Source organism: Devosia sp. GW821-FHT12F11 (genome assembly GCF_058806655.1).
This window is the reverse complement of record NZ_JBXAPX010000003.1, coordinates 364,785-385,103: the sequence shown is the minus strand read 5'-3', so window position 1 is coordinate 385,103 and position 20,319 is coordinate 364,785. Positions and strand designations below refer to the sequence as shown.

Genomic DNA, 20,319 nt, shown 5'->3' with positions numbered 1-20,319 from the left:
TGACCACGGGCACAAAAGCGGAAGCGGCGATGACTGTTCTGAGAGTACGCCACATCACGACGTACAGCTACGCACGGCCAGTGCGCTTTGGCCAGCACCGGGTGCTGTTCCGTCCGCGCGACAGCCACGACCAGCGACTGCTGAGTTCGGCGATCACCGTGTCTCCGGACGCCGAGATCCACTGGATCCACGACGTGTTCGGCAACTGTATTACCGTCGCGGAGTTCGGTGAGGCGGCCAGCGAGCTGCGCTTCGAGACCGATATCATGCTGGACCACACGCCACTGACGGTGCCGCGCTTCAAGACCGAGGAGCGCGCCAAGACATGGCCGTTCGAGTATGACGCCGAGACGCTGCCGGACCTTGCGCCCTACATGCGGCCGCACCATCCAGCGCCAGAAGTCGAGGCGTTTGCGAGGAAGTTCGCTCATTCCGGCGTGGCGATGGAGACCGGACACCTGCTGATGACCATGACCGCCGGCATCCGGGAGAGTTTCAAGTACTCCCGCCGCACCGACCCTGGCACGCAGCTGCCGCTACAGACGCTGACCACTGGCACCGGCACCTGCCGCGACTTCGCACTGATGATGATCGAAGCTTGCCGCAGCCTCGGTTTCGCCGCGCGTTTCGTCACCGGCTACATCTATGTGCCGTCGCGGGATTCGGGCATGGCCATGCGTGGCGGTGGCGCCACCCATGCCTGGGTGCAGGTTTTCCTCCCCGGCGCCGGCTGGGTCGAGTTCGACCCGACCAACGGCATCATCGGCAACAAGGATCTGATCCGAGTTGGCGTTGCGCGGGAGCCGCGGCAGGCCAAACCGCTCAGCGGTAGCTTCATCGGCGACCGTGCGGATTATCTCGGCATGGACGTGCAGGTGAACGTTACTGCCGATGGCGGGCGTCACAAAGTGCAGGTCGAGGCTGAGGCAGCCGGGCGGCGGCTACGCGAGGCCAATGCAGCGAGATTTGCCGGACAGAATTAGCCTTCCGGACCATTGCGCAGGCGGACCAAGTCGTTACACCTCGGGGCCGCAACAATCGGACTTCGGGAGAGCGTGAGAATGGCCGGCAGCGTCAGGTGGGGAATTTTGGCGACCGGCTGGATTGCCGAGCAATTCGTGAAGGACCTGAACCAGCACGGCCATAAGGTCACCGCCGTCGGCTCGCGTAATGAGGCCAGCGCCAGCAAGTTCGCCGCCGAGTTCGGCATCCCCACGGCGCACGGCAGCTACGAGGCGCTCTGTGCCGATCCCAATGTCGACGCGATCTACGTCGCTACGCCGCACCCGATGCACGCCGAAAATGCCAGGCTGGCGCTGAGCCACGGCAAGCACGTGCTGATCGAGAAGGCCTTTACCGTCAATGCCCGCGAAGCGCAGGAGATCGTCGATCTCGGCGCGAGCAAGGGCCTCGTCGTGCTCGAAGCCATGTGGACGCGCTTCCTGCCGCACATGCTGCGCATCCGTGAGATCGTCCGCTCCGGCGTCCTGGGCGAGATCCGCTCGGTCGTCGCCGATCACACGCAGGACCTGCCGGACGATCCGAAGCACCGGCTCAACGCGCTGGAGCTCGGCGGTGGTGCGCTGCTCGACCTCGGCATCTACCCCATCTCGTTCACCTTCGACGTGCTCGGCGCACCCAAGACCATCGCCGCCACCGCGCGCCTCAAAGAGACCGGAGCGGATGGTACGGTCGCGACCATGTTCACCTATGAGTCCGGCGCCATCGCGCTGACGCTGTCCGGCAGCGATACTGCCGGGCGCAATATCGCCACCATCCACGGAACCGAAGGCCGCATCGAGATCGACAAGGTCTGGTACACCCCCACCAGCTTCCGCCGCTTCGACGCCAGCAACAGCGTGGTCGAGGAATACATCTCGAAGGTCGAGGGCCGTGGCATGCAGTACCAGGCTGCCGAGCTCGAACGCCTCGTCGCCGAAAAGCAGACCGCCGGCACCGTCCTCTCGCCCAGCGAGAGCGTCGCCATCATGGCCTGCCTCGACACCATCCGGCAGCAGATCGGGCTCAAATACCCGACCGAGTGATCCGCCTTTCCCTGTTCGATTTCGTATTCGGAGGAAACTGATGAAGTATCGCTATCTCGGCCGCAGCGGCCTGTTGGTCTCGCGCCTCTGCCTGGGCACCATGACGTTCGGCAATTCGCAGTGGGGCTGCGACCAGGAGACCTCGGGCGCCATCGTCAAACGCTTCGTCGAAGGCGGCGGCAACTTCATCGATACCGCCAACGGCTATTCGGGCGGCGCCTCGGAGACCATGCTCGGCGTGGCGCTGAAGGACCACAGCCGCGACCAGCTGGTGATCGCCACCAAATGCTGGTTCCCCGCGGACCCGGCGGTGACCTCGCGCGGCTTGAACCGCAAGCACATCATCGAGGCCTGCGAGAAGAGCCTGAAGCGGCTCGATACCGACTATATCGACCTCTACCAGTTCCACGGGCCCGATCCGTACACCCCGATCGAAGAGAGCCTGCGTGCCGCCGACGACCTGATCCGCGCCGGCAAGATCCGCTACCTCGGCTGCTCGAATTTCTATGGCTGGCAGATCGCCAAGACCAACGGCGTCGCCGCCCTCAAGGGCTATGAGCCGCTGGTTTCGGCGCAGCACCTCTACAACCTCGTCCGTCGCGACATCGAGCGCGAAATCCTGCCGGCCTGCGACGACCAGGGCCTCGGCATGATCTGCTGGAGCCCGCTCGCCGCCGGCATGCTCACCGGCAAGTACCGTGGCGAGGATAAGCCCGACGAGAAATCCCGCATCGGCCAGCAGGCGGCGATCACCCTGCCGCGCTACTGGTTCGAGGATTCGCTGAAGATGATCGACAAGGTCGTCGAAGTGGCGGGCCGCCTCGGCCGAACCCCGAGCCAGGTGGCGCTCAGCTGGCTGCTCGGCGATCCGAGGGTCACCGCCGCCATCATCGGCGCCCGCCGCGTCGACCAGGTCGCCGAGAACCTCGAAGCCGGCGATTTCGACCTGCCGGTCGAGGTGCGTCAGGAACTCACCGACGCCATGCCGCTGAAGCTCGGCTATCCCTACGAGTGGATGGACACCAACCTGCCGGGCACCTTCGGCAAGGCGGAACTGGAGCCGACCCACACGCAGCGGCTGCCGTAGTCACCGGCGGTGCCGTGATCCTCCCCCGCGTGGCGGGGGAGGGGGACCATCCGCAGGATGGTGGAGGGGGCGGCCAGACCCAGTCGCTCCTCACTTGCGCTCGGATCGCGCTGCGACCGCCCTAATTCCACGCCGGCACCTCTTGCTGCCCCCTCCACCGCCTTCGGCGGTCCTCCTCCCCCGCCACGCGGGGGAGGATCACTGAGAGGCCGGCGTTCAGTTCCAGTCCGGCTCTCCAGCAAACCGGTGCCCGCTGATCCAGTCCTGATCCAGCTCCACTCCCAACCCCGGCGCCATCGACACCTGCATCTTGCCGTCCTTGATCTGCAGCGGATTTGACAAAGCCCACTGGATACTGTCCGCCCGCCGGGTGCACTCGATGCGCGGGCAGTTAAACACCGCCGCCGCCAGTTGCTGGCTCGCCGCGTTCATCAACAGCCCGCTGACATTGTGCAGCGTGATTGGCGTGCGGTAGAGCGCCGCGAGATCGGCGATCTTCTTGGTGCCGGTGATGCCGCCCGAGCTGATGATGTCGGGCTGCAGGCAATCGACCGCCTGGTGCTGGAGGAACGGCAGCGCCCCCTCCGGCAGTTCGATATTCTCGCCGGTCATGATCGGGATGTTGGTCGATCGCCGGAGCGCCAGCCAGTTCTCCGAAAAGCCCGGCTGCAGTGGGTCCTCGTAATAGATCGGCTTGATCGCCTCCGCCGCCTCGGCCACCGCGATGGCGCTCGGCGCATCGAGCTCGTTATGGCAATGGACGATGATGTCGATCTCCTCGCCCAGGTGCTCGCGCGCCAGCTCGTAGGAACGTCCGATCTTGCGGATGTCGCCGGGCGACAGGCTCGGCACATATTCCTGCATCTCGATGCCGATGGCGTCGTGGATGTCGACCTTGAAGGTCTTGAAGCCATGCGGATCGGATTTCAGGTCATCAGCCGCTTCGGCCCAGGCGCCGGCATCGGTCAGGTCGAAATGCGGGCAGTGCGAATAGAGCTCGAGCTCGGTGCGGAACGCCCCGCCGAGCAGCCTATGCACCGGCTGGTTGAGCAGTTTGCCCGCCAGATCCCACAGCGCCATGTCAATGCCGGAGCAGATCATGATGTGCGCCGGGCGTTGCCGGTAGGCGTAGAACAGGTTGTGGTGATGCACTCCGATATCGAGCGGGTCCTTGCCGATCAGTTGCAGATGCGGCAGCCGCGCGCCGCCTTCGGCGTGGGTGAGCAGCGCCGCCCGCACCAGGTCGCCATCGAGGTCGCCGCATTCGCCATAGCCGGAGATGCCGGCATCGGTATCGACGCGGATCAGGCAGAAGCCGCTATCGAGCCGCAACGCCGTTATTGCGGTGATCCGCGCCTGTCCGCGATCCCCCTCCGACAGATGACCCACAGCCGACATCGCAATTCCCCTCCGTTTCGCCGCTCTCTATAGCGACGAGCAGAGGGGCGGCAAAGGCCGTCAAATGCCTCGCGCGCCGCGTTCCGGGATATCGAGCCCCAGATGCGAGCGCAGCGTCGTGCCCTCGTATTCGGTGCGGAACAGCCCGCGCTGCTGCAGGATCGGCACCACGTCCGAAAAGAACAGCCCGGAGCCTTCGGGATGGTAGGTCGGCATCACCACATAGCCGTCGCAGGCGTCGGCAAGGAAACGTTCGGCCATCTGGTCGGCGATCTGCTCGGGGCTGCCGGTCAGCGTCCAGTGCCCATCCGATCGGCCGGTGAGCTTTACCAGCTCGCGCAACGTCCAGCCGTCATTGAGCGTCAGATCGGCAAAGATCTTGTAGCGGCTCTGTCGGCCCTGCACCGCCGATACATCCGGCAGCGCCTCGCGCGGGATCGGCTTGTCGAGATCGAACCCCGAGAGGTCGACGCCGGGGATGTAGCTGTTGAGCTTCCTGAGCGACGCCTTGATGTCGATGAACTCGCCCAGCTCGCGCTCCGTGGCTTTCGCTTCCGCCTCGGTCGCCCCGATGATCGGGGTGATGCCGAGCAGCAGCTTCACCCGGCGCGGGTCGCGGCCGGCGGCGCTGACGCGGGCCCGCATGTCGCGGGCGAATTCAAGGCTGTCCTCCAGCGTCTGCTGCGCCGTGAACACCCCCTCGGCCGTCTCGGCGGCAAAACCGCGGCCGATCGGCGAGGCGCCGGCCTGGAACAGCACTGGCCAGCCCTGCGGCGGGCGCTGGATATTGAGCGGCCCGGCCACATCGAAGAACTTGCCGTGAAAATCGGTCGGCCGGATATCCGTGACATCGCCAAACTGCCCGCTGGCCCGGTCGATCTTCAGCGTTTGCTGGTCCCAGCTGTCCCACAGGCGCTTGGCAATCTCGACGAACTCGGCTGCCTGGGCATAGCGCACGTCCTGGTCGGGCAGGGGCGTCGCACCGTAGTTCTTTTCCCCGGTGGCCGAGGTGACGATGTTCCAGCCGGCCCGGCCGCCGGAAACGCGATCGAGCGAGGCGAACTGCCGGGCCACGGTGTAGGGCTCGGAGAAGCTGGTCGAAACGCTCGACACCAGCCCCACCCGGCTGGTGAACGCCGCGAGATACGAGGTCAGCACCACCGGCTCGAAAGCGTTGAGCACCGGGTTCACCCCGAGCGCCTTGGGGTCGAGCGAGGGGATATCGGCAAAAAAGATCGCATCGATCTTGGCCGCCTCGGCGGCCTGTGCGAACGCCACGTAGAAGCCCGGCGTATTGGCCAGCTCGATATTGCTGCCGCCGCGGCGCCAGGCGCCCTGGTGGTTGCCGCCGCCCGAAACGAGCACGGCGATGTTCATCTTGTCGTGGCCGGCCGGCCGGGCGTTGGGCATAGTCGAGGTCCTGGTGGAAATGGCTTGGACGCCGGCTGCTGCCGGCGCCCCCATGCGGATTGATCCGGCGATCAGCTCTTCGGCTTGGGCTGCACCCAGTTCGAGGCGTTCTGGCCGATATTGACGCCCGGAGCCTCGAGGTTGAGGTCCGGGATGTTGTAGGCGGCGAGGATCTCGGCGTATTTGCCGTTGTCGAACAGGATCTGCAGCGCTGCCTCGATGGCGCTGGCGAGCTCGGCATTCCCCTTGTCGACGATGAAGCCGATATAGAGGTCGCCCAACTCCGGCGCCGGCACGAGGATCTGGCCCGGGTTCAGCCCGGCCGCCTCACGGAAGCGCCCCACTGCGGTGGCCGAGATATCGGCGCGCGGCAAGCGGCCCGACTGGATCGCCTGGTCCTTGGCGGTGGCATCGGGGAACTCGATGAAGTTCGCCGGCTTCAGCCCCTTGCTCTCGCATTGTGACAGCGCCTTGAAGATGATGTTGGTGGTGCCCTGCACGACGCCGAGATCGCGCCCGCAGAGGTCGAACACCGTCTTGATGCTGTCCTTGTCGGCTTCGTCGATCAGCAGCTGGAAGGTGAGGCGGGTGTGGTCGATGAAATCCACCTGCTCGCGGCGCAGGTCGTTGTCGCCCAGATCGCCCAGCGACACATCCGAGCGGCCTGACTTCACCCCGGCGATCAGTTGCTGGAACGGCGCTTCGGTATAGATCGGCTTCACCCCGAGGATCTCGGTCACCGCGTTGAACAGCTCGATCTCGTAGCCGGTGAACTCGGTGGTGCCTTCCTTGAAGAACGAGTGCGGCGCGTAAACGGTCGAGGCGCCGACATTCAGCACGCCTGCATCGCGGTACTTGGCCGGCAGCAGGGCACGGGCCGCCTCGGTTGCGGCATCCTGCGCGAAGGCTGGAGCGGCGAACAGCGGCGCCGCGACGGCGAGCGTCAGGCCGGCAGCGCGTAGCCCCTTGGTTACCAGTGTCGAAAGCTTGGTCACGATCAGTCTCTTTCTTCTATGATGGGCGTCTGCCCGGTTGTTCAGGCGCGGTCGCGCCGGCCCTCGGCTGGAGCGAACCTGAAATGATCCTTGAGGAACTCGGCGGTGCGCGGCTGGCGCGGCCGGCTGAAGATCTCGCTCGCCGGTCCGTCCTCGATGATGCGGCCGGCATCCATCACCGCGATCCGGTCGCCAGCCTCCTCGGCAAAGCGCATCTCGTGGGTGACGACGACCATGGTCATGCCGTCGCTGGCCAGCGCCTGCATCACCCCCAGCACCTCGCCCACCAGTTCGGGGTCGAGCGCACTGGTCGCCTCGTCGAACAGCATCACCTTGGGGGTCATCGCCAGCGCCCGCGCGATGGCGGCGCGCTGCTGCTGCCCGCCTGAGAGCTGGCTGGGGTAACTGTCATGCTTGTCGGCGAGCCCGACCCGCGACAGCAGGTCCGTCGCCGTCCGCACCGCCGCCTGGCGGCTGGCGCCGAGCACCTGCACCGGACCCTCGATGACGTTCTCCAGCACCGTGCGGTGCGAGAACAGGTTTACGTGCTGCGATACCAGCCCGACCCGGCTGCGGAAGGCCGCCGCCTCCCGCCCGGTCCACGGCTTCAGCCTGCCATTGCGTTCGGTGTAGCCGACCCGGGTCTCGTCCAGCACCACGGCGCCGCTGTCGAAATCGGTGAGCGCATTGAGGCAGCGGAGCAGGGTGCTTTTGCCCGAGCCGGAAGGCCCGATGATGCAGCGCACTTCGCCCTGTCTGATATCGAGCGTGACGTCGTCCAGCACCCGGTTGGCGCTGTAGCTTTTGGTAACGTTGCGGATACGGATCAGCGCCGGCGCTTCCGCCGCGACGTGGAGGTCGGGAGGGGCGTAGTTCATCGCGCCACCCCGGCCGCGAAACGCCGCTCCAACAGACCCTGGATGAAGGTGAAGAGGATGGTCAGCGCCAGGTACCAGATGCTGGCGACGATCAGCAGCGGGATCACCTGATAGTTGCTGGCATAGATTCCCTGCGCTCGGGTCATCAGGTCGCCGACGCCCACCACCGAGACCAGCGAGGTGGCCTTCAACAGGTTGATCATGTCGTTACCGAGCGGCGGGATGATCGATTTGGCCGCCTGTGGCGCGATCACCCGGCGGAACGCCTTGGCCCGCGTCATCCCCAGCGCAATAGCCGCTTCGACCTGGCCCGGCTGCACCGACAGCAGCCCGCCGCGGATGATCTCGCCCATATAGGCGGCCTGGTTGAGACCTATGGCGATGAGGCACGCCACCAGCGGGCTCAGCAGCACGTTGGTATCGCCATAGAGCCCGATATCGGTGAACGGGATGCCGAAACCTAGCTCAGGAAAGAAGGTGCCCAGATTGTACCAGATGAGGATCTGCACCAGCAGCGGCACCGCCCGGAACAATCCGAGATAGCCCACCGCGATGGTCTTGATCAGCGGGTTGGCCGACATCCGCATCAGCGCAATCACCAACCCGCCGGCGAGCCCGATGACCGCCGACAGAAAGGTGATCAGCAGCGTCGTCACGAGCCCCTGGAGGATGATCGGCGCGGTCAGGAACTTGCCGATCGAATCCCAGCGCATCGCCGGGTTGGCGGCCACCACCGACGCTGCATAGGCGGCGATCAGCACTGCCACTGCCCAGACCAGGCCGCTCCGCACCCGATGCCAGTGGCCTGAACGCGGACGCTCCACTGGCCGGTCTTCGAGCGGCACGGTGCCCCGTTCGGCGATGTCGAGCGTCAGTTGCGTCAAGCCCAGCCCCCGCTGCATCCGGGAAGGATACAGTGTTGATTAAATCGACTGGATTAGTAGTCTATGCGTCGAAACCGGTCGAGGAACTCCGGCAGCGCGCCGGTCGCAGGTGACGAAAAAACCTGCTCTCGGAGAACGTTAGCTTAGGACGGACGTTTCAATCGGGACGTTTTGCGTCGTGACCAACCCGCAAGGAAACACGCATGAACGAAGCGCATCCACGCCTCTCCATCCTCATTATCGGCGGTGGCGCCAGCGGCGTGCTGCTGGCCGCGCACCTGTTGCGCAGCGCCGCCGACACCCGGGTTACGCTGGTCGAAAAGCGCCCCCAGCTGGGCCGCGGCGTCGCCTATTCGACCCGCCAGCTCGACCATGTGTTGAATGTCGCGGCGCCCGGGATGAGCGCCTATGCCGATGATCCCGACCACTTCTGGCGCTGGCTGCGCGACCACAAACTGGTAACCGAAGCCGAACGCTTCGTCTTCGTGCCGCGCCGTCACTATGGCAGATACCTCGCCGACGTGCTGGCCGAGGTCGAAGTCACGGCGCCCGGCCGGCTGCACATCGTCCACGACGAGTGCATCGACGTGCTGGCCACCGGGGCAGGGGTTGAGGCAAAGCTCAAAAGCGGCGCCAGCCTGATGGCGCATGCCGCCGTGCTGGCGGTGGGGCACGAAACCAACCCGGCCCGTGCCAAGGGCATCGCCGTGCGCGTCGGCTCCGAGGCCGATACCCCGCTCGATCCCGATGCCCCGGTGCTGCTGCTCGGCTCGGGCCTCTCGATGGTCGATGCCTGGCTGTCGCTGGCCGAGGCTCAACATCGCGGCCCGATCACCGTTGTCTCCCGTCACGGCCTCTTGCCCAAGGCACACCGCCAGGTGGCGCCGATCCCGCTCGAGGCGGCCGATGTGCCGTTCGGCACCGAGCTCCACTATTTCACCGCCTGGTTCCGCGACCTGGTGGAGGAAGCGGCCGGGCACGGCGAGGATTGGCGCAGCGTCGTCGATGCCTTGCGGCCCTTCAACCAGCGCATCTGGCAGAACTGGTCACTCGGCTCACGCCGCCGTTTCCTCAGCCATGTCAGGCCGTTCTGGAACATCCACCGCCACCGCCTGCCGCCGGAACTGCATGCGCGGCTGGAACAGGCAGTGGGGGCAGGGCAGGTCCGCCTCGTCGCCGGCACCTATCTCGATATCGAGCGGCGCGGCGCCGAGGTCCGCGCCACCGTGCGCCGCAAGGGCGCCAGCAATCTCACCTTCTTCGACGTCGCCCGCGTCTACGATTGCGGCGGCATCAGCGTCGACGTCGAGCAATCGAGCAACCCGACCATCCGCGCTCTGCTTGCCCGCGGCGACATCCGCCCCGACCCGTTGCATATCGGCCTCGAGGTGGATACCGAGTGCCGCACCATCGATCGCTTCGGCACGCCATCCGACCGGCTGCTGGCGGTCGGGCCGCTGACGCGCGGCGCCTTCTTCGAGATCGAGGCGATCCCGGATATCCGGGTGCAGTGCGCGGACCTGGCGAAGCGCGTGCTCGGCGAGGCGGCCGCCAGAGCTTTCGGCTAGTCGCTCGACGCCTTCTGCGCCCACATGCCGAGCCGGTTGGTCACGGCCACGAGGAAGGAAATCGACCACCCGACCATGATGATGCCGCTGAGCCCCTCGAGCGAAGCGAAGAACTGCCACGGCTCTTCAGTCTGCACCACACCGCCGCCGATCGTCGTGAACGTCGCCGCCGCAAAATAGAGCGCCGTGTGCACCGAGGCGATCGCGCCGGTGACCACATAGATCGCGGCGTAGACGGCGATCTGTACGAGGTGCAGCAAGAACAGCAGATAGACCACGAGCCCCATGATGGTGATCTGCCACGTCTGCGCCATCCCCTCCGGCCGCGCGCTGAGCCGGTTCACCAGCCGCGAGATCAGGCTGAGGCCCGCAATCTGAATCAGCACCGCCGCCGTTAGGCCGACCGCCAACCAGCCGAGTTGCAGCAGGATCAAGTCGGTCACGGTGTCCCCCATGACGGTCACCAAACACACACGAGGATATCCGACCAGTTGCGAGACGTCCCGCGTCGTATTTCAGGACCTTTCAGACATCGCGGAACTGCCAGTAAGTTGTTGTTGGCCCCTGACCCGACTCGTAGTCGAAACGGTCAGAAGCCCCGGAAGGTTGTGTACCGATGACGCCCTTCGACTACTGTGTTGAGAAACTCGACGCTGCCTTTGTCGCGATGGCAGCGGCGGTACCGCAACCGCAGAAGGTCAATTTTGGTGATGGGTTCCGCTATCGCTACGTTGAAAGATCCGATCAGCAGGCAATAGTCCTAAAAGTCGCCAGGCTGATTAGCTGTCTGCGAGCGGCCGAACTTCTGCTGAAGAGAGGTTATCTCCAAGAGCTTGCGATGCTTCAACGTGTCCTGGACGAAACAGATGCCGACATTTCGTTTCTGGCGGGTCCGTACATCGGGGCGCGCGGGAGGACCGACACGACCAGTTCTTGGAGTACTTCTGGGCCGAGGAGTTCGAAGACGGGGTGCCTCCGATAGAGAGCCGCGGCACCCGTGGCATGGTGAGTCGGGACAAGATTCTGGCCTACAATGCTCGGACCTTGCCAGGCGGGGATCCCTCCACCAACAAGAAAGCTAGTTCGGTGCTGCACAAGGCCTATTCGGGTTTTATCCATGGCGCTGCACCTCACCTGATGGACATGTACGGCCGAGATCCCCCGCGATTTCACACCGCTGGGCTGGCCAACACCAGCCGACAGGCCGAGAGTGCTAGAGATTTCCTTAACTATCCGTACCGGGCGCTAATGGTCGCTTGCGTGGCTGCGATTGCTCTGCGCCTTGAGACCGTACAGGCCGACCTTTATCAAGCTTCCAAATGGATAGGCAAGGTGACCGGACTAGGCGAGTGACAGAGTACTCGCAGCCAGTCGTAGCTCCGGATCAACGATGAGAGGAACGTGCCATAACTCTCGAAAAAGTTTGGCGCGCCCAAGGGGAATCGAACCCCTGTTCCCGCCGTGAGAGGGCGGTGTCCTGACCGCTAGACGATGGGCGCGGAGGAACTCTTTATCGGCGATGAGCGCCGTACCGTCAACCACCAGCCCATGAGGGGAAAGTGGCGCGCCCTAGGGGAGTCGAACCCCTCTCTGCACCGTGAAAGGGTGCCGTCCTAACCGATAGACGAAGGGCGCCGCGGTGGCGTCCGTATAGGGAGGTTCATTCGGGCTGGCAAGGGTGTTTTTGAAGAAACGCTTGGCTTATGCCAGCCCCTGTGGAACGTCAGCAGCCCGAGAAGGTGATGGGCTTCTTCCAGCCGCGCGGCCGGTCGCGCACATCGACATGGATGAAGCCGCGGCCCGGGTAGCAGCCAAGGCCGCCGACCTGCTCGTTGCGCATGGCGAAGGCGACGAGCTGGCCCTTGGAAACGCCGGGGATGAAGAAATCCACCGCCATGCAGCGCATGTGGTAGCTCGAATCCTCGCCGCCGCCGATGATGTTGCGGATCGGATCGCGATAGCCGGAGTTGACCACGATCTTCTTGCCGAACCGACGTTCGAACGAGGCGATCACCGAGCGCAGCTTTGGCGAAATGCAGGAATTGTCGACATCGGTCGACGACAGGAACATGCCGGCCCGTTGCACGTAGCCGCTGTAGGAGGCGCCGCCACCGCCGCCCAAGAAGAAGCAGCCGCTCAGCAGCAGGGCGCTTGCGAGCGCCGCAATCAGTCGGATCATTCGTCACTTCCCATGCCGCTTCAGGGCGGTAGCAGAACGCCGGCCCTTGCCCGGCCGGCGTTCGTGAGGAAGCTACAAAGTCTTGGCTAACCGCCCGCTAAGCCGATTGGTTAGCGACGGGTTACCTCAGGGGCAGCGGGACGGTGCCCCGAAGCCGGTTACCAGGCGCCGGTGTTCGGCATCGACAGCCACGGCTCGGCCGGGGCGAGGGCCGCGCCTTCCTGCAGGATCTCGACCGAGATGTTGTCGGGCGAGCGGACGAACGCCATGCGGCCGTCGCGGGGAGGGCGGTTGATGGTGTAGCCGAGTTTCTGCATATGGGCGCAGAACTCGTAGATGTTGGCGACCTCGTAGGCGAGGTGGCCGAAATTGCGGCCGCCGGTATAGACCTCGGGGTCCCAGTTATAGGTGAGCTCGACCGGGGTCTCGTGCTGGCCCTTGGCGGCGAGGAAGATCAGCGTGTAGCGGCCCTTCTCGTTCTCGGTGCGCCGGATTTCCTCGAGCCCGAGGCCGTCGCGATAGAATTTCAGGCTCGCATCGATGTCGGTGACCCGCACCATGGTGTGGAGATACTTCACGTCTGGTCCTCCCGGAAAGTGTGCTGGGTGCGGCCTACAACGGCTGGCTGCCTGCATCAAGTTGGACACTGGTCGAGATGCAGCACCGGGCTGACATCGCCAGTGTTGGCGGTCCTCCAAAGCGCTTGCGAAAAACCCCTGACAAAATCGTAAACGCTTCTTAACTTCCCGGGCTGAATCGGACACAGTGTCTCATATGTGGCGTACCCCGATCAGCGGCGGGGCGAGTACGAAAAGGCTTGAGGCATGGGGGCCAAGTTTACAGCCGACGGTGACGAACCCGGGTTCCGGTCCGACGAGACCAGCCCGCTCGGACAGCACCCGGCATCCGATCACGGCGGCGACGCCAATCTCGATGTCATCGAGGTGGTCGGATCGATCAAGTGGTTCGACGTTTCCAAGGGGTTTGGTTTCATCGTCCCCGATGATGGTCGCCCCGATGTTCTCTTGCACGTGACCTGCCTCAGGCGCGACGGCTACCAGACCGCCTATGAGGGCTCGCGCATCGTCGTCGAGGCGCTGGCGCGTCCGGGCGGGCTGCAGGCCTTCCGCATCCTCTCGATGGACGATTCGACTGCCAAGCACCCGGCCCAGATGCCGGCGCCGCGCACCCACGTCACGGTCGAGCCGACCAGCCGCCTCGAACGGCTCGAGGTGAAGTGGTTCAACCGCATCCGCGGCTTCGGCTTCCTCTCGGCCGGCGACGGCGCTCCGGATATCTTTGTCCACATGGAAACGCTGCGCCGCTTCGGCATCACCGAACTGCGCCCCGGCCAGCACGTCCTTGTCCGCTACGGCACCGGCCCCAAGGGCCTGATGGTCGCCGAGATCCGTCCGGACGGCTGGGGCGACGCGCCGTCCTCGCACTGACCTATCGCTCCTCCCCTGTGAAGGGGAGGGACGGTCTAGCCGTCGTGCCCTCCAAGGCCCCCTCTCTTGCAAAATCTAAGGCTTAGCCAAACGGCTAAACCTTAGATTTTGCTTTCTCCCCCGCCAAGGGGAGATGATCCGTGCCTTCCACTTGCGCCTGAGGATCAGTCGGGACTCTCCCCCTTGGCGGGGGAGAAAGCGAAAACTTGGGCTTAGCGCAGCTAAGTCCTTAGTTTTCGCCAGAGAGGGGGTCGCGGGAGCCACCCGGGCTATCGCTTATTCATGTGTTCCCCATCTGCCTGAGGGGGATGACGCCGGATCACCTCGATGCGAGGTGCGTCCCGTTGAGCGCCAGCATTCTGACTTTCGCTGCAACGCCGTTTCCGAACCCGGGATGCCGCGCTAAGGTGCCGTCAATTCGCACCTAACCCCCAATGCTCTCCATGAACATCCTCCGGGCCTTGCACGGCGCATTCGTCGCCTTCCTGTTTCTGACGCTCACCGCCTGCGCCTCCGATGACCGCCTGGTCATCGAGTCGCGCAACGGCAACCACCCCTTCACCGTCGAGGTGGTGGATACGCCCGAGTCCCGCGCCAAGGGCCTGATGTACCGCGAGACCCTCGCGCCCGATGCCGGCATGCTGTTCGATTTCAAGGAAAGCCGCGAAGTCAGTTTCTGGATGAGCAATACGCTGATCCCGCTCGACATGGTGTTCATCACGGCCGAAGGGCTGGTGGCCAATGTGCACGCCAACGCCCGGCCGCTCGACCTGACCTCGATTCCATCCGACGGTCCGGTGATGTTCGTGCTCGAAATTCCGGGGGGCCGCGCCAAGGAATTGGGCATCGCGGCTGGCGATCGGGTGGTGCACGATCGCATCAGGAACGGCGCTACAGCCGGCTGATCACCATGCAGTCGAGCACCGCCACCAGGTGGAGGCTCGCGCCGGCAACGACGAAGCCGTGCCACACCGCGTTGTGGAAGGTCAGCCGCTCCCACAGGTGGAAGATCAGCCCGACGCTGTAGCAGAGCCCGCCCGCCACCAAGAGCCACAGCGCGACGCCGGGCAGGTGCGAGGCCAGCGCCTGGAACACGAACACGCCGCTCCAGCCGATGCCGAGGTACAGGACGATCGCCCCCCGGCCGAACCGGTGCGGCACGAACAGCTTCAGCGCCATGCCGGTGAGCGCCGCGCCCCAGATCAACAGCCCGATGAGGATGCTCGAGGGGGTGGCCCCGAGCAGCACCAGGAACGGCGTATAGGTGCCGGCGATGAACAGGAAGATCGCCGCCTGGTCGAGCCGCGCCAGCGTGCGTTTCGCCGGCGAGGCGATCGGGCAGAGGTTGAAGGCGAGCGAAATGCTGAGCACCAGCAGCAGGCTCCCCACATAGAGCACCAGCGCGGGCAGCTCGTTCGGCGCTGTCTCGTAGCCGGCAAAGGCCAGCAGCACCGCCCCGAGCGCCACCGCCACGACGATGCCGATACCGTGCACCACCCCATCCGCGATCAGCTCGGGCAGGGTGAAGGGGCGGCCTCGGGTCCACCAGGTTCGGGCAATGGTCGTCTCGGTCGTCACGGCTCGTCGGGGCTCTCTCACAAGCGCTTTCAGGAAAAGTTGCAGACTTTTCCGGTTCGAAAGCGCGACAAAGGATAACGGCGTGGAGCGCTTCGACTTTTCGTCGAAACGCTCCGAAGCAAATAAGCTGTGACAATCCCGTCATTGGACTGTCACAGTCAACCCATTCGGCATTCCGGGCGCTTGACACGTAACGCAGTTGTTACAACTGTCCGCGCACTCCATTGTTTCGGAAGACGAAATGAGTCTCGCCGACCTCTATTCCGCCCTCGCCGATCCCACTCGCCTCCGGGTGCTCGAGCTGCTGCACGACAAGGCCCGCCCGGTGCACGAGCTGGCGGCCGCCTTCGATATCAGCCGTCCGGCCATCTCGCGGCACCTGAGGGTGCTCAAGGAAGCCGGCCTGGTGCAGGAAGAAAAGCACGGGCGCGAGAACCTCTATTCGTTCCAGCGCGACGAGCTGAAGCCCTGCATGGCCTGGCTGGAAACCCATCAGAAGAAGCCGGGCAGGGCGAGGAAGGCCGTCGTCGCGGTTGCCGTGGCGCCCGAAGCCCCGGAGACCGTGGAAGCGCCGGCACGTCTCGCGGAGCCGATCGCGCCTGAGCCGATCGCCGCGGTTCATGTGGTTGCGCCGGAGCCTGTTCTGGCCGTACCCGAGCCTGCTCCGGAGCCCATGGTCGCGGCTTCCGAACCGGCCCCTGAGCCGATCATTGTCGTCAAGCCCAAGACACCGGCCAAGCCGCGCGTCGCCAAGCCCAAGGCTGAGGCAGAGCCCGTCGCACCTCCGCCGCCCAAGCAGACCCCGCAGCTGTCGTTCTTCGACCTCTAGGCAGGTGCCCACCGCCGTCATTCCCGCGCAGGCGGGAACCTCGTGGGATGCCGCAGCGCCGGTGGAGGCTGAGCGATCGCACTGGGTCCCCGCCTTCGCGGGGATGACGCCGGTGGAAGGCGGTGGATACTCAGCAGGATGACGCGTCGAGAGCCGCCACCTTCACGGCCCCGGCAGCAGCTCGTCGATCCGCCCGCTCAGGTAGTACCCGAGCAGCCCCGCCCATTCGCGCAGCGCGAGGTTGCTCACCGAGACGTTCTCGGTCGATTGGTCCGGCTTGATCCGCACCCCTTCGGCGCCGCTCGCCAGATAGTCAGCCGGCCACGGAATGACAGAGAAGTCGGCCTTGCGGAACAACCCCACGGCGCGCGGCATATGGAAGGCCGAGGTCACCAGCAGCCAGGTTTCCCCCTCGCTGACCCTGGCCAACTGCTTGGCGAATTGCGCATTCTCCTCGGTGTTGCGCGATCGGTCGTCGATCAGGATGCGCTCGGAGGCAATGCCGAACGCTTCGAAGAAGCGTTTGCCCGCCAGTGCTTCGGGCTCCTGCTGCACCAGCGCCGCCGGCCCACCGGCGATGACGATCCTGGCGTTCGGGTATTGTAGCGCCAGCCGCAGCGCCTCGACGAAGCGGTCGCCCGAGCGGTTGAACTCGTACCCACCGCGCACCGAGTTCACTTCGCCATCCATGCCGCCGCCAAGCACCACGATGCCGTCGACCCGGGCGGGCTCGGCCGGCCGCTCGAAGCGCTGCTCGAGCGGCGTGACCAGCAGGTAGCCGAAGGTGGTGAAGCAGCAAAGGAACAGCAGCAGCAGTGCCAGCCCGACCAGCACCCGCGAGATCCACCGCCGCCTGAGCCAGCTCAGCGCCAACCCGGCCACCAGCAGCAACACCACCAGCGAAAGCGGCTGTACCAGAAGCCAGAAGATCCGGGTGAGATAAGGGAACAGGGCAGGGTCCTCGCGTGGTGGCGCGCACCCTGCCATCGCTGCCGGGAGTCGGCAAACCCGAGGCCTGACAATCGAGTCCGATTGCGCTACACCCGCGCCACGGCCTCGTAGCTCAGGGGATAGAGCAGCAGCCTTCTAAGCTGTTGGTCGCAGGTTCGAATCCTGCCGAGGTCACCATCCGCCCAACCAGCGTTGATCACCCCCCAGGGGGCCGCGAGCCGTTCTTCGTCAGCGGCCTGGTGTGAAGCTGCGCCTGTTCCGGCGTCACCCATCCTCGCATGGCGGTTGCCGACGCCACCGCCCTCGCCCTCAGCGGCCGGCGCAGAGGTGTCGCCCCCAGGTTACTTGAGGCGATAACCAACACGAGCCGCGCGGTCAGTCTCCCGACCCTTGCTCTGCGCTTATCACCAAAAGTTCGAGTCCATGTCGATTTGGCGATCGACCTGATGGAATCAAAAATGGGGCTTTTATTTCGCGAAGATTTGGTCTTTTCTGCAGCTGGCGACCTTAGTCCGTATTCGAGACGACCTTGGTCCGTATTCGAGATACTGTTCCCGTTGAAATGGAGGCCGCGGTGGCTGCCGAGGGTGCGAGGGCTTCAAGCAGGTTGGTCATTGGGCGCGCTTGGTACTGGCTGGGCGCCTTCTTGCTGTCGGGGGTGCTCTGGCTGCTGATCATCTGGGCTGTTTCCAGTGTTGCCAGCGCCGGAGTCGTTACGGTGCGCCAAATGATTGGCGACGCCCGGTATTGGCCCCCTGCATGCGAGCAGTCAGTGTGCGTGCTGACCGGGCTCGGCGGCATCGTCCAGGTGTGGGAGCGGCACGTCGACAAGCACAAGGGGCTTGGACGAACCTTCGTTGTCGAAGGCATATGCGCCAGCGCTTGCGAAATCGCCGCGCGCAGGGCAGGGGCGCGTATCGCTCCGGGAGCCACGCTGATCGTTCACGAACCGAGCCCGGCTCGATTGTCATAGGCAAGTGAGGTCCGATCCCGCAGCAAATGTGCGGCCCAGGTCGTCCGACCTGTTTGTTGATCTGCCGTCGTCGTTCGTTCTCGGCGCCTCCCGGACTTGCGATCGCTCAACCTGACCGCGCCGGTCGCCACCCACCACCGTTGCGGGGAATGGTGCAAGGCCATTTTCCCTGCACAACCAGCGACATACCGACCTTAGTCGGGATTGTGGCAGCGCCGGGCATGGCTGCTAATTGCCATGCCCGACACTGCGTCCACACTCGCTATCGGGTGGGCCGGATGCTGCTCTTTGTCGGACGGCATCCGGTTCCCCCTGTTCGGCCTGGAGCGCTCTCACGACGTTCGCGAGCGCGACAGCACCAAGGCTAATGTTTGCGCCAGACCTGCACCTCCTCCTCGGCGACAAGTCGCAGCCCGTCGCTGTTCTCCACATAGACCGACGCCGTCTCGCCCAGTGCCCGCAGCATCCTGGCCGCGAACAGCGCGTCCGAGATGGCTTCATCGCGCTGCGTGTAGGGGCGCGGGCCCGACGCCGTGTCGAGGTCGCGGCCGGGACTGGCGATTCGCCAGCCGGCTCCGTCGTGCCTCACCAGAATTCTCACCGTCGTCATGACTGCTCTCCGATCGGCTCTGAACGTCCGAGTGCGGCTCGCGGTTGCCTGCAACGCTTCCAGGAAAAGTTGCAGACCCTTCCGGTTCGAAAGCGCAAGAAATCAAAAAGCCCGTCCCACTTCGTCGTTTCAACGAAGCGGTGAAATGCCTAGCCGCGAATGGCGGCAGCAGTGAGTTAGCTCAAGCAGTGTTGTGCCGGCGTGATGCAGCTGTTTTGTCGGCCTGCGATCAGGGCCGGAGGCCGTGCCCCGGCAACTGGCAGGAGGTCATCTCGTTCGTTGCCGCGCGCTCTGCCCTCAGCCGGCGCGGCGCGTGCTTTCGCGTACGATCAGGTCCGAGTTGAGCACCACGTGGATGGGCTCGTCCTCGGGGGCGATGCCCTCGATGATGTCGATCAACGAGCGGGTGGCCATCCGGCCGATCTCCTCGCGCGGCTGCCGCATGGTGGTCAGTGGCGGGTCGAAGAAGCGCGCCACCGCAATGTCGTCGAAGCCGACCACCGAGATGTCGCGTGGGCAGTCGAGCCCTTCGAGCCGCAGCCGGTGGATCAGGCCGATGGCCATCTCGTCATTGCCTGAGAACACCGCGGTCGGCAGCTTGCCGCTGGCGAGCAGGTGTTCGGCCGCGGCGGTGCCCGACTCCATGTTGTAGGTGCCCGGGAACAGCCATTCCTCGCGCACCGCCAGCCCGGCCTCCTGCATCGCCTCGGCAAAGCCGATGAAACGCTCGTTGGTCGACTGGTTGCGCGATGGCCCGATGATGTGGCCGATCTCGGTGTGGCCGAGCCCCACCAGGTGCTTGATCGCGCGTTTAGCCGCGAGCCGGTTGTCGGTGATCACCGAGTGGATCTTGGGGTCGGGGATCTCGTCATAGGCGGCCACCAGCGGCAGGGCGACGCCATCGTCACGCAAGCCGTGCAGCCGGTTGGTGTCGAGCGAACCGTCGAACAGCAGCAGCCCGTCAGCGCGGTTGGACAGCAGGTAGTCGCTGAGCCAGCGGTTCGGGTCGTCGCCGATCCGGCTCGCCACCAGCACGCTGTAGCCGCGTTCTGCCGCCTCGCGGATCACCGCGTCGACGATGGTCGAGTAGAACGGGTTGCCGATATTGGGCGCCGCCATCAGAATCGTCCGCGCAGCCTTGAGCCGCAGCGATCGGGCCGCCTGGTTGATGGTGTAGCCGGTCTCGCGCACCGCCGCATAAACCCGCTCGCGCGTCGTCTCCGTCACCCTTTCAGGCGAACTGAGCACACGGCTGACCGTCGCCGCGGACACACTTGCGTGACGGGCAACGTCCTGAATCGTCGGTGTTTTTCTTGCCGGGACCATGAGTTCGCAGCGCTCCCTCACCGCTGCTCGCCCGCCCTGTCTAGATCGACCTTGACAGCCGCGCAAGGAATGTCTGAAACTCCTGCAATCGATTGCATTGACCTTCTGCAAGGGGTTGTGTAATCGATTACACGCAGCCAGCACCGGAGCTTTCCCAACA

Annotated in this window: 21 protein-coding genes and 3 tRNA genes; 10 read left to right on the top strand and 14 right to left on the bottom strand. The window is 65.0% G+C overall.

Annotated features, from left to right (window positions below):
• Positions 1–29: 29 nt before the first annotated feature.
• From AC1ROK_RS11895 to AC1ROK_RS11885, 3 genes are all read left to right on the top strand, one after another.
• Positions 30–983 carry a transglutaminase family protein gene (locus tag AC1ROK_RS11895; protein ID WP_492847052.1) on the top strand — a complete coding sequence of 318 codons (954 nt, stop codon included), beginning with the start codon at positions 30–32 and terminating at the stop codon, positions 981–983.
• 78 nt (positions 984–1,061) lie between these two features.
• Positions 1,062–2,045 (top strand): Gfo/Idh/MocA family protein, encoded by a 984-nt coding sequence (locus AC1ROK_RS11890; RefSeq protein WP_492847050.1) that lies wholly within the window; start codon positions 1,062–1,064, stop codon positions 2,043–2,045.
• A 40-nt stretch (positions 2,046–2,085) separates the two neighbouring features.
• Positions 2,086–3,132, top strand: coding sequence for an aldo/keto reductase (locus AC1ROK_RS11885; RefSeq protein ID WP_492847048.1), 1,047 nt, complete (start codon positions 2,086–2,088; stop codon positions 3,130–3,132).
• A 216-nt stretch (positions 3,133–3,348) separates the two neighbouring features.
• Here AC1ROK_RS11885 and AC1ROK_RS11880 read toward each other — a convergent pair whose 3' ends face one another.
• From AC1ROK_RS11880 to AC1ROK_RS11860, 5 genes are all read right to left on the bottom strand, one after another.
• Entirely contained in the window at positions 3,349–4,530 is a 1,182-nt protein-coding gene (locus AC1ROK_RS11880) for a mandelate racemase/muconate lactonizing enzyme family protein (RefSeq protein ID WP_492847046.1), read from the bottom strand.
• 60 nt (positions 4,531–4,590) lie between these two features.
• Positions 4,591–5,940 (bottom strand): NtaA/DmoA family FMN-dependent monooxygenase, encoded by a 1,350-nt coding sequence (locus AC1ROK_RS11875; RefSeq protein ID WP_492847045.1) that lies wholly within the window; start codon positions 5,938–5,940, stop codon positions 4,591–4,593.
• Positions 5,941–6,011: 71 nt separating this feature from the next.
• A complete protein-coding gene (locus AC1ROK_RS11870) occupies positions 6,012–6,935 on the bottom strand; it encodes a transporter substrate-binding domain-containing protein (protein WP_492847043.1) in 924 nt (307 codons plus the stop codon).
• Between the two features lie 41 nt (positions 6,936–6,976).
• A complete protein-coding gene (locus tag AC1ROK_RS11865) occupies positions 6,977–7,813 on the bottom strand; it encodes an amino acid ABC transporter ATP-binding protein (RefSeq protein ID WP_492847041.1) in 837 nt (278 codons plus the stop codon).
• Positions 7,810–8,697, bottom strand: coding sequence for an amino acid ABC transporter permease (locus AC1ROK_RS11860; RefSeq protein WP_492847040.1), 888 nt, complete (start codon positions 8,695–8,697; stop codon positions 7,810–7,812). The genes AC1ROK_RS11865 and AC1ROK_RS11860 overlap by 4 nt, the downstream gene beginning before the upstream one ends.
• A 203-nt stretch (positions 8,698–8,900) precedes the next feature.
• Between AC1ROK_RS11860 and AC1ROK_RS11855 the strand changes: the two genes are divergently transcribed.
• Positions 8,901–10,265, top strand: a complete 1,365-nt coding sequence (locus AC1ROK_RS11855; protein ID WP_492847038.1) for an FAD/NAD(P)-binding protein — start codon at positions 8,901–8,903, stop codon at positions 10,263–10,265.
• Here AC1ROK_RS11855 and AC1ROK_RS11850 read toward each other — a convergent pair.
• Positions 10,262–10,708, bottom strand: a complete 447-nt coding sequence (locus AC1ROK_RS11850) for an ion channel (protein WP_492847037.1) — start codon at positions 10,706–10,708, stop codon at positions 10,262–10,264. The genes AC1ROK_RS11855 and AC1ROK_RS11850 overlap by 4 nt on opposite strands.
• Positions 10,709–11,198: 490 nt before the next feature.
• Between AC1ROK_RS11850 and AC1ROK_RS11845 the strand changes: the two genes are divergently transcribed.
• Positions 11,199–11,618, top strand: coding sequence for a hypothetical protein (locus AC1ROK_RS11845; protein ID WP_492847034.1), 420 nt, complete (start codon positions 11,199–11,201; stop codon positions 11,616–11,618).
• A 71-nt stretch (positions 11,619–11,689) separates the two neighbouring features.
• Here AC1ROK_RS11845 and AC1ROK_RS11840 read toward each other — a convergent pair.
• The 4 genes from AC1ROK_RS11840 to AC1ROK_RS11825 all read right to left on the bottom strand — a co-directional run bounded on the left by AC1ROK_RS11840 (position 11,690) and on the right by AC1ROK_RS11825 (position 13,022).
• Positions 11,690–11,764, bottom strand: a tRNA-Glu gene (locus AC1ROK_RS11840).
• A 61-nt stretch (positions 11,765–11,825) separates the two neighbouring features.
• Positions 11,826–11,900 (bottom strand) — tRNA-Glu (locus AC1ROK_RS11835).
• Positions 11,901–11,988: 88 nt separating this feature from the next.
• A complete protein-coding gene (locus tag AC1ROK_RS11830) occupies positions 11,989–12,444 on the bottom strand; it encodes a YcbK family protein (protein WP_492847031.1) in 456 nt (151 codons plus the stop codon).
• Positions 12,445–12,602: 158 nt separating this feature from the next.
• On the bottom strand, positions 12,603–13,022 hold the full coding sequence (locus AC1ROK_RS11825) for a VOC family protein (protein ID WP_492847030.1): 420 nt from the start codon (positions 13,020–13,022) through the stop codon (positions 12,603–12,605).
• Positions 13,023–13,268: 246 nt separating this feature from the next.
• On the opposite strand from AC1ROK_RS11825, the gene AC1ROK_RS11820 reads away from it, so the two are divergent.
• Both AC1ROK_RS11820 and AC1ROK_RS11815 read left to right on the top strand, forming a co-directional pair.
• Positions 13,269–13,892, top strand: a complete 624-nt coding sequence (locus tag AC1ROK_RS11820; protein WP_492847028.1) for a cold-shock protein — start codon at positions 13,269–13,271, stop codon at positions 13,890–13,892.
• A 443-nt stretch (positions 13,893–14,335) separates the two neighbouring features.
• Positions 14,336–14,797 carry a DUF192 domain-containing protein gene (locus AC1ROK_RS11815; RefSeq protein ID WP_492847026.1) on the top strand — a complete coding sequence of 154 codons (462 nt, stop codon included), beginning with the start codon at positions 14,336–14,338 and terminating at the stop codon, positions 14,795–14,797.
• Here AC1ROK_RS11815 and trhA read toward each other — a convergent pair.
• The gene (trhA, locus tag AC1ROK_RS11810; RefSeq protein ID WP_492847024.1) at positions 14,784–15,470 is read right to left on the bottom strand and encodes a PAQR family membrane homeostasis protein TrhA; all 687 of its coding nucleotides are present in this window, start codon (positions 15,468–15,470) and stop codon (positions 14,784–14,786) included. The two genes, AC1ROK_RS11815 and trhA, sit on opposite strands and share 14 nt — an antisense overlap.
• 241 nt (positions 15,471–15,711) lie before the next feature.
• Here trhA and AC1ROK_RS11805 point away from each other — a divergent pair, with 241 nt between their 5' ends.
• Complete coding sequence (locus AC1ROK_RS11805; RefSeq protein ID WP_492847022.1) at positions 15,712–16,299, top strand: ArsR/SmtB family transcription factor; 588 nt, start codon at positions 15,712–15,714, stop codon at positions 16,297–16,299.
• A gap of 162 nt (positions 16,300–16,461) precedes the next feature.
• Here the strand turns inward: AC1ROK_RS11805 and AC1ROK_RS11800 are convergent, their stop codons facing one another.
• The gene (locus tag AC1ROK_RS11800) at positions 16,462–17,286 is read right to left on the bottom strand and encodes a YdcF family protein (RefSeq protein ID WP_492847020.1); all 825 of its coding nucleotides are present in this window, start codon (positions 17,284–17,286) and stop codon (positions 16,462–16,464) included.
• A 65-nt stretch (positions 17,287–17,351) separates the two neighbouring features.
• Between AC1ROK_RS11800 and AC1ROK_RS11795 the strand changes: the two genes are divergently transcribed.
• A tRNA-Arg gene (locus AC1ROK_RS11795) sits at positions 17,352–17,427 on the top strand.
• A gap of 352 nt (positions 17,428–17,779) precedes the next feature.
• Positions 17,780–18,223: a hypothetical protein gene (locus AC1ROK_RS11790; RefSeq protein WP_492847018.1), complete on the top strand. Its 444-nt coding sequence runs from the start codon at positions 17,780–17,782 to the stop codon at positions 18,221–18,223.
• Positions 18,224–18,587: 364 nt separating this feature from the next.
• Here the strand turns inward: AC1ROK_RS11790 and AC1ROK_RS11785 are convergent, their stop codons facing one another.
• The gene (locus AC1ROK_RS11785) at positions 18,588–18,833 is read right to left on the bottom strand and encodes a hypothetical protein (RefSeq protein WP_492847016.1); all 246 of its coding nucleotides are present in this window, start codon (positions 18,831–18,833) and stop codon (positions 18,588–18,590) included.
• 297 nt (positions 18,834–19,130) lie between these two features.
• Positions 19,131–20,159, bottom strand: coding sequence for a LacI family DNA-binding transcriptional regulator (locus tag AC1ROK_RS11780; protein ID WP_492847014.1), 1,029 nt, complete (start codon positions 20,157–20,159; stop codon positions 19,131–19,133).
• Positions 20,160–20,319: the final 160 nt, after the last annotated feature.